At 56.7% G+C, this 2,855-nt stretch carries 1 protein-coding gene and 1 pseudogene; one reads left to right on the top strand and one right to left on the bottom strand.

Features of this window, described 5'->3' with window-relative positions; translation table 11 throughout:
• Positions 1-753: 753 nt before the first annotated feature.
• The gene (locus NW841_RS04580; RefSeq protein ID WP_414385584.1) at positions 754-1,521 is read left to right on the top strand and encodes a hypothetical protein; all 768 of its coding nucleotides are present in this window, start codon (positions 754-756) and stop codon (positions 1,519-1,521) included.
• A gap of 404 nt (positions 1,522-1,925) precedes the next feature.
• Here NW841_RS04580 and psaB read toward each other — a convergent pair.
• Positions 1,926-2,855: pseudogene (gene psaB, locus NW841_RS04575) on the bottom strand (photosystem I chlorophyll a apoprotein A2); the annotation flags it as partial.

The following is a 2,855-nucleotide window of genomic DNA, read 5'->3' as shown; positions in this document are numbered from 1 at the left end:
TTCCCCAGATTAGGGTGTGTGAGGCAGTGCTGTATGAACTTCAAAGGTCGCTCATTGGCAGTTTTGTGTGGAGTCTTGCTCCTAGGTGGCTGCGGTCAAATTGACGAGTCTCCCGCCTTGCCGGGGCCTGTCCAGGTGGATCCCACGGCGTTTGTCTCGGCGCAGGAGTACCGCTTCACCCCCGGCTCAGTGCTGGAGACCACTAGCCTGCGGTTAGATTTCGTCAATCCTAAATTTGGGGGTTCTCCTGTCATCCCTGTTCGGTCAACACCAACTCAAGGGAGTGGGGCAGCCCGTCTGGAGGGCATAGAAGCCGTGCTCGCCCCCACAAACGACAACCGCATCGCCATTCGTATTGCCGAACGGGTTCCTCCACTTGAGGTTGTGGCTTTTGCCCCAAACGACGCCAGGCTGAGCACCCGTGTAGATCTTTCAACCTCGAGCGGTTTTGCGTTGCTCTCCAGTGGCGTTGGTGACCGGCGCTTGAGAGTTAATACAACTTTCTTAGGTGAGCTAGGAATCACGCAGCTAAGAGAGAGAGTTTCAGCTTCGGTGACAAGATTAGGGCCTGACGGGTCAGTACAGATAATTGAGACCAAAGAAGAAGTAGAAGAATTCATTCCTATAGGTAGGTTAACCCTCCGACTTACGAGAATTCTAGTCAGCAGATCTGGGGATCAAGTAGTTCTGGAGGGGCAGGCTTCCCTGACTACAAGGGTTCCTGGCGTTCTCAACGAAGTCACAGGCGAGTTTTTGGGTTCCACTGATCTTAGAGAAAGCAGGGTCGACGTAATTTTACAGCAGGGATCCTTCTCCGCCAGCTTTGTGGTGCGGCAGCGGGGCGTGGCCGGCGATGGCACTCCTGAAGATGCACTGGCTCTCTTTGCCCGCCTGAACTTCCGGCCCAACCAGGCGGAAATCGTCTATCGTCCCGCCCAGGTGGGTACGCAGTCGGTGCTATTTGCTCCCGATCCCACTCGTCCGAACATCTTGCCCAACCAGTTGGTACGCATCCGGCGCCTATTGGACGGTCGGGTACAAGCGGAGTTTGACCCGGCCAATGTCAGCACAGTCCTCAACTTTGTCCAGGTCAGCCCGCCGCCGCAACCTTTCCCCACTCCGATCCCGCAGTTACCTGTTCCTGAGCGTCCAGGTGCGCCTACAGCCTTCAATTATTTCTTCTCCTTGCGGACTGAAAGAGATGAAGAGGATGGAGAGGAAACAACTCCAGGGCCGGTTGTTTTGCAGGGCATTGTGCCCGTGACTGGCGATTTTGTCTTCCGCACCCTAGCCGGGGCACAATTGGCCGGGCCGTTTAATCGACTTGACATTGGTGGTAGTACGCAAAGAGGGATTCTAAGCCTTGTCTTCGACTCAACGACTTCTGCCGACCGGATCTCTGGCCAGTGGTTCCTGGAACAAGAATTCCCCACGGACAATCTAGAGACCACTCCAGGAGATTCTGAGGGATCCATTCTGATCATCCGTGGCTTCTTTGAGGGCGCGCAGGTGCGGCTCTAGCCCCAGCAGCCTGTTTTGAACCCCTCTAGCTCGGCCCTTGTGGCTGAGCCTTTTTTGTTGGATTAGGGAGCCCTTCCTCAGCCAAACTCTATTCTTCGCTACTCATCCTCCTGGAAGCGCACAATCGCAAAACCAGGTTCCGGCTCGTGGTTGGGGGGCAGTTGCACGGGCTCCTTGGCCTGCTCTTGCACAAGGCCCATCAACAGTCAATACAGGCGGCTCCCCGTTCGTTATTTTCTGAATTTTCTGGACCAGAGACTCAACCAGCCGGCGAAACTCCTCAAAGGTATATCGCTGGATACGCGGCCAGAGCCATGGGCCCAGCATCCTTCTCGCTTGACCAAGCAGCAAAAAAAGAGGGATCCCGCGGAGGGATCCCTCAATTACTTAACCACTAGAGTTTGCTAGCCAGACAAGGAAGCCGTCGAGGCGATGACAAAGGCCGCGTAGGTCAGGACATACCCCACCGTGAAGTGTGCTAGACCTACCAAGCGCCCCTGCACAATGGACAGAGCCACCGGCTTATCCTTCCAGCGGATCAAGTTGGCCAAGGGGGTGCGCTCGTGCGCCCAGACCAGGGTCTCGATCAGCTCTTGCCAGTAACCGCGCCAGGAGATCAAGAACATGAACCCCGTGGCCCACACCAAGTGGCCGAACAGGAACATCCAGGCCCAAACCGCCAGGTTGTTCATGCCGTAGGGGTTGTAGCCGTTGATCAACTGGGCAGAGTTGGCCCAGAGGTAGTCCCGCAGCCAGCCCATCAGGTAGGTGGAGTTCTCGTTGAACTGGGCGGTGTTGCCGCTCCAGATCCCCAGGTGCTTCCAGTGCCAGTAGAAGGTCACCCAGCCAATGGTGTTCAGCATCCAGAACATGGCCAGGTAGAAAGCGTCCCAGGCGGAGATGTCGCAGGTGCCACCCCGACCCGGCCCGTCGCAGGGGAAGCTGTAGCCAAAGTCTTTTTTGTCCGGCATCAGCTTGGAGCCGCGGGCATCCAGCGCCCCCTTGACCAGGATCAACGTCGTGGTGTGCAGGCCGAGAGCAATGGCGTGGTGCACCAGGAAGTCACCAGGACCAATGGGCAGGAAGAGGAACCCATTGGGATCGTTGATGGCTTGCAGCCAGCCCGGTAGCCACACATTGCCGTAGTTGGGCCAAGCTGTAGAGGCAATGCTGTTGGGATCGGACAACAGCACATTCATGCCGTAGAGCATCTTGCCGTGGGAAGCTTGGATGAACTGAGCAAACACTGGCTCAATTAGGATCTGCTTCTCCGGCGTGCCGAAGGCCTGCATCACGTCATTGTGGACGTACAGCCCCAGCGTGTGGAAGCCCAA

Origin of the sequence: Synechococcus sp. H60.3 (assembly GCF_047462295.1) — a bacterium.
Taxonomy (GTDB): Bacteria; Cyanobacteriota; Cyanobacteriia; order Thermostichales; family Thermostichaceae; genus Thermostichus.
The sequence above is the reverse complement of the archived record's forward strand: the minus strand, read 5'-3'. Positions and strand labels throughout refer to the sequence as shown.